Below are 5,820 nucleotides of genomic sequence, written 5' to 3' on the forward strand. Positions count from 1 at the left end.
TATCGGGAAATAGCTCAGCTTGGTAGAGCACTACGTTCGGGACGTAGGGGTCGCAGGTTCAAATCCTGTTTTCCCGACTGCTAGGAACAGATCGAAGTCTTTGACTTCGGTCTGTTTTTGGTATATTATTCCCTCTCAGGTGTTGAAGGGACTTTTTGAGGCCAGCGGTATCTGCAAAAAGATAGACAACCCTGGCCGCCTTGTTTAGACTAGAGGAGTAGAGGGAACCCTCAAGACCAGTTTTGATGAGAAAATCTGGACGTCAGCAGCAGCGAGTACTGACGACAGAAGCCATCTAAAAATGGGATTTGGCTTGCATCTGGCCCGGACCCATGTATAATGGAAATCACATCGAAATTTATTAGACCTTGATGGTCTCTCATTCTTGCACCTGCACTACTTTGCGACTACGAAAGGAGCAGAGTTAATGGATAACTTATTTACGAACAGCTCCCGTAACGTACTGGCGCTGGCCCAGCAACAAGCCCGCTACTTCCACCACCATGCCGTGGGGACAGAGCATCTGTTGTTGGCCCTGGTGCTGGAGACCGACGGCGTGGCCGGTAAAACCTTACGCACGCTCACCGTTAGTCCAGACGACGTGAAAGAAGAAATCGAACGATTCACCGGATTCGGCGCCACTTCGCCCGCCGATCAACCGGATGAAACGACTTATTTGCCATACTCACCGAAAGCGAAGCAGATTCTTTCTTATGCTGGCGACGAAGCCAAGCGGTTAGGTGCCAGCAAGATTGGTACCGAACACATGCTGCTGGGGATCCTGCACGAGGATGATATCCTGGCGGCCCGGATCCTGACGAACCTGGGCCTCAGCCTATCCAAGACGCGCCAAGTGCTCTTGAAGAAGATGGGTGTCCGCGATACCGGCAGCAGCAAACGCGGTAATGATCGCCGCACCAGCGGCAGCAATCCCCAAGGGACGCCGACGCTGGACGGCCTGGCGCGGGATCTGACCCAATTGGCTCGCGAAAACGGGATGGATCCCGTCGTTGGCCGGGAGAAGGAAGTCCGCCGCGTCATCCAGATCCTGTCTCGCCGGACCAAGAACAACCCGGTCTTGGTTGGTGAACCGGGTGTCGGCAAGACCGCCATTGCGGAGGGCCTGGCCCAGCGCATCGTTGACGGCAAGGTGCCCGAAGACATGGCCAACAAGCGCCTGATGATGCTGGACATGGGCTCGCTGGTTGCGGGCACGAAGTATCGGGGCGAATTTGAAGACCGGTTGAAGAAAGTCATCGATGAGATTTACCGTGACGGCAACGTCATTCTCTTCATTGATGAGCTGCACACCCTGATCGGTGCCGGCGGTGCCGAAGGGGCCATTGATGCCAGCAACATTTTGAAGCCGGCACTGGCCCGCGGCGAACTGCAACTGATCGGCGCCACCACCCTGGATGAATACCAGAAGTATATCGAAAAGGATTCGGCCCTGGAGCGGCGTTTCGCTACCGTTCAGATCGACGAACCGACGCCGGAAGAGACCGAGCAGATTTTGAAGGGGTTGCGGCCCCGTTACGAGCAGCACCACGGCATCACCATCAGTGATGAAGCACTGCACGAAGCGGTCGTCCTTTCTAACCGGTATATTACGAACCGCTTCCTGCCGGATAAGGCCATCGACCTGGTGGACGAATCCGCAGCGAAGGTGCGCTTGGATTCTGCCGACAAGAAGTCCCCGGAGGATAAGCTGCAAGACAAGATTCGCGACTTGATCAGTAAGAAAGAGGCCGCCATCGAGAACCAAGACTTCGAGACGGCCGCGAATTACCGGGAAGACGAGATGAGTCTGAAGGCCAAGCTGGAAGCGACTGAAGCGAAGGATGATTCGTCGGGTATCCGGACCGATATTCAAGTGACCGGCGAAGATGTCGCCCAAGTCGTCTCCGAGTGGACGGGTGTCCCGCTGACCCAGCTGCAAAAGAGCGAGAGCGAGCGGCTGGTCAACCTGGAGAGTATCCTGCACAAGCGGGTCGTCGGCCAAGACGAGGCCGTCTCTGCGGTGGCCCGTGCCATTCGCCGGGCGCGCAGCGGCTTGAAGGATCCCAGTCGGCCGATTGGGTCGTTCATGTTCCTCGGGCCCACCGGTGTCGGCAAGACCGAGCTGGCCAAGGCCTTGGCGGAAGCCATGTTCGGTTCGGAGGATAACCTCATCCGGGTCGACATGTCCGAGTACCAGGAACAATACACCACCTCGCGGCTCATCGGTTCGCCTCCGGGTTACGTGGGTTACGACGAAGGCGGTCAGCTGACGGAGAAAGTCCGCAACAAGCCGTATTCCGTTGTCCTTTTCGATGAAGTTGAAAAAGCGCACCCGGATGTCTTCAACATTCTGCTGCAAGTCTTGGACGACGGCTATTTGACCGATGCCAAGGGCCGCCGGGTCGACTTCCGCAACACCATCTTGATCATGACGTCCAACCTGGGTGCTACCGCTGTTCGCGACGACAAGGCCGTGGGCTTCGGCGTCCAGGACAAGGGTCAGGATTACGATGCCATGCGGGACAAGATTCTCGGCGCGCTGAAGCAGTTCTTCCGGCCTGAATTTATCAACCGGATCGACGAAGTGGTTGTCTTCCACCCGTTGAACAAGGAACAGTTGCGGCGTATTGTCCGGATCATGTCCAAGCAGGTATTGGCCCGTCTGGAAGAACAGGATATCGGCGTCAAGATGACCACCGCTGCGCTGGACGTGGTGGCGGCCAAGGGCTTCGACCCGGATTACGGGGCGCGGCCGATCCGCCGGGCACTGCAACGGCAAGTCGAGGACAGCGTCAGCGAGATGCTGCTGAGCGGCGAGATCAAGGCCGGCGACCACATTACCATTGGGGCGCGCAAGGGGAAGATCACCGTCACCGTGAAGCACCCGCACGCCAAGTCGGCCGAACCGCCGAAGGAAACCGTCAAAGCGTAATATTGAGTGCATCATTGATTCACCACCGCATTTTCTGCTGGGCCAGCAGGAAGTGCGGTTTTTGTTTTCCGCCATTCGCCCGGCACTGCGCCTGGGCTGTGGTAGAATGGAACCATTAATTCTTGGTACCACGGAAGGATGGCCACAGTGGCAGAAATCATTGCAACGGCGGATTCGATTGAACAGGCGGCGCAGCTGACAGCAGCCGGCGCCGATTATATTTACGCTGGGGAAGACGAATTCGGTCTGCGCCTGCCCCATAGTTTTGCGCGCGCCGAGTTGACCGACTTGGTTCAAGCGGTCCATGCGGCGGGGAAGAAAGTCCTGGTGGCAGTGAACGCCATTTTTCACAATGACCGCATCGGCGAGGTGGGGGCGTATCTCCAATTTCTCCACGCGATTGCCGTGGACATGGTGAGTATCGGCGACCCGGGGGCGATCCACGTCTTGCAGAAAGAAAGCATTCCCTTGCCGTATCTCTACGACGGGGCGGACTTGGTCACCAGTTCCCGGCAGATCGACTTCTGGGCCCGGCACGGCGCTGTGGCTGCCCAAGTGGCGCCGGAAGTGCCGTATGGCGAATTGGTACCGCTGATGCAGCACGTGACCATCCCCGTGAGCTACCTGGTCTATGGGGCCAGCGCCATTCACCAGTCGGGCCGGCCGCTGCTGGATAATTACTTCTCGTTCGTGAAGGACCATCAGGAGCGGACCGACCGGGCGCGGGGATTATTCATCTCGGCGCCCCACAAGCCCGAGACCCACTACTCGATCTATGAAGACCGCAACGGCACCCATGTTTTCGCCACCAATGACGTCAACCTCTTCGGTGAGCTGGACCGGGTCCACGCACTGGGCATCCATTACTGGAAGCTCGACGGCTTGTTTGTTCCCGGTCAGCAGTTCTCCCAGATCGTGGCGGCCTTCGCCCACGCCCGGGACGCGTTAGCTGCTGGCCAGTGGACCAGCGCTCTGGTCGCCGACGGCCAGCATGTTATCGCCGACAACACCCCGGTCAACCGGGCAACAGACACAGGATTTTTCGATATTGATCCAGATGAGGTGAAGTAATGATGCAGAGAAAATTAAAACGGCCCGAGGTGCTGGCCCCGGCCGGCACATTAGAAAAATTAAAGGTGGCCATCGATTACGGTGCGGACGCCGTGTATATCGGCGGCGACGCCTACGGCTTGCGGACTCGCGCCGGCAACTTCAGCTTCGACCAGATGCGGGAGGGGGTCCAATACGCCCACGCCCGCCACGCCAAAGTGTACGTGGCGGCGAACATCGTCGCCCACGAACAGGATCTGCCCGGCGCCGACACGTTCTTCAAGAACGTTCAGGCCACGGGCGTCGATGCAGTCATCGTATCCGACCCGTCCTTGATTGAAACCTGTGTGCTGGCCGCGCCCGGCCTGCCGATCCACCTTTCTACCCAAGCCTCTTCGTGTAACTATGAGACCCTGAACTTCTGGCAGGACGAGGGGCTGGAGCGGGTGGTGCTGGCCCGCGAAGTGGGCATCGACGAGATTCGCGAGATGCGCCAGCATACCGACATTCAGATTGAGGCGTTCATCCACGGGGCGATGTGCATCGGCTATTCCGGCCGTTGTGTGCTGTCCAACCACATGGGGCTGCGGGACGCCAACCGCGGCGGCTGCGCCCAGAACTGCCGCTGGAAGTATGATCTTTTCGATATGCCCCAGCTGGGCGAGAAACACGAGCTGACCGGCGTTAATCCCGATGGCAAGAAGGAAGCCTTCTCCATGAGTGCCGTCGACATGGCGATGATCGAGCACATTCCGGACCTGATCGAAGCCGGTGTCGACAGTTTGAAGATCGAAGGACGCATGAAGACCGTGCACTACGTCTCCACTGTGGCCAACGTCTATTCCGCCGCCGTTGATGCCTACATGGCTGACCCGGACCACTACCAGACTGATCCCGCTTGGGTCGACGAGCTTTGGAAGGTCGCCCAGCGCGGCATGTCCACGGGTTTCTATTACAACACGCCGACTGAACAGGATGAGCTGTTTGGGGAAGAGAGAAAACGGCCCCGTTACGCCTTCGTCGGCGAGGTGCAAGCTTACGACCCCGCTACAGAGACGGTCACCATCCAGCAGCGCAACAACTTCGGCGTCGGCGACCAGATCGAGTTCTACGGTCCCGGCTTCACCCACTACGCCATGACCGTCGAGGACCTCTTCGACGAGGACGGCGCGGCGATTGAGCGCGCCCCCCACGCCATGCAGATCGTCACACTCCATTGCCCCCACGCCGTGGCTCCCGGCGACTTTGTCCGCGGACTGAAAGTGCGCCGGCACGCGCACGTGCGGGCGTAACGATGGCCAAGATTCAGACTGTCCCGCACCTGACGCCGGCCCAGACCAAGCGCATCGCCCACATCTGGCTGACGGCCAACGAACAGGCCCACAGTTTCATCCCGGCCGAATACTGGGAGAAAAACCAAGCCGTCCTCCTGGCGGCTTTGCCCGCGGCGACTGTCACCATCGCCACGGATGACGCGGGCCAGATCCTGGGCTTCGCGGGCATGCAGGACGACTTCCTGGCGGGCCTCTTCATCACCGCCAGCGCCCGCCGGCAAGGCCTTGGCACCCAGCTCATGACCCACCTGCAGCAACAGCACGACCGCATCACGCTGCAAGTCTACAAGGCCAACCAGCCGGCATACCACTTCTACGCCAGCATGGGCTTCACCATCATCGCCGAAGCCGTCGACCCCGAGACCAACCAGCCCGCACTGACCATGCAGTGGGTGCAGGCGGCGTAACGGTGTGTGGCGCTGGCCCGGGTGACTCCGGGCTCCGCGAGCGGGGGCTGGAACGTGGTGGGCACGGCTTTGAGCCTTTTGGCAAAGAGCGCCAAAA

The 5,820-nt window shown here is 59.3% G+C and carries 4 protein-coding genes and 1 tRNA gene; all 5 read left to right on the forward strand.

Annotated elements, in window-relative coordinates:
* Window positions 1–3 precede the first annotated feature (3 nt).
* Window positions 4–77 (forward strand) — tRNA-Pro (locus tag L248_RS14795).
* Between the two features lie 350 nt (window positions 78–427).
* Window positions 428–2,932 carry an ATP-dependent Clp protease ATP-binding subunit gene (locus tag L248_RS14800; RefSeq protein ID WP_022531069.1) on the forward strand — a complete coding sequence of 835 codons (2,505 nt, stop codon included), beginning with the start codon at window positions 428–430 and terminating at the stop codon, window positions 2,930–2,932.
* 147 nt (window positions 2,933–3,079) lie between these two features.
* Window positions 3,080–4,003, forward strand: coding sequence for a peptidase U32 family protein (locus L248_RS14805; protein ID WP_040537149.1), 924 nt, complete (start codon window positions 3,080–3,082; stop codon window positions 4,001–4,003).
* Window positions 4,003–5,274, forward strand: a complete 1,272-nt coding sequence (locus tag L248_RS14810; protein ID WP_022531071.1) for a peptidase U32 family protein — start codon at window positions 4,003–4,005, stop codon at window positions 5,272–5,274. The genes L248_RS14805 and L248_RS14810 overlap by 1 nt, the downstream gene beginning before the upstream one ends.
* Window positions 5,275–5,276: 2 nt before the next feature.
* Entirely contained in the window at window positions 5,277–5,723 is a 447-nt protein-coding gene (locus L248_RS14815; protein WP_022531072.1) for a GNAT family N-acetyltransferase, read from the forward strand.
* Window positions 5,724–5,820: the final 97 nt, after the last annotated feature.

The sequence above is a fragment of the Schleiferilactobacillus shenzhenensis LY-73 genome (assembly GCF_000469325.1).
In the GTDB taxonomy this organism is placed as follows: Bacteria; Bacillota; Bacilli; order Lactobacillales; family Lactobacillaceae; genus Schleiferilactobacillus; species Schleiferilactobacillus shenzhenensis.

What these genes read in the sequence shown, in the direction of transcription:
- L248_RS14800 (WP_022531069.1), top strand. Translation starts at nt 428, where the DNA reads ATGGATAACTTATTTACGAACAGCTCCCGTAACGTACTGGCGCTGGCC.
- L248_RS14810 (WP_022531071.1), top strand. Translation starts at nt 4,003, where the DNA reads ATGATGCAGAGAAAATTAAAACGGCCCGAGGTGCTGGCCCCGGCCGGC.
- L248_RS14815 (WP_022531072.1), top strand. Translation starts at nt 5,277, where the DNA reads ATGGCCAAGATTCAGACTGTCCCGCACCTGACGCCGGCCCAGACCAAG.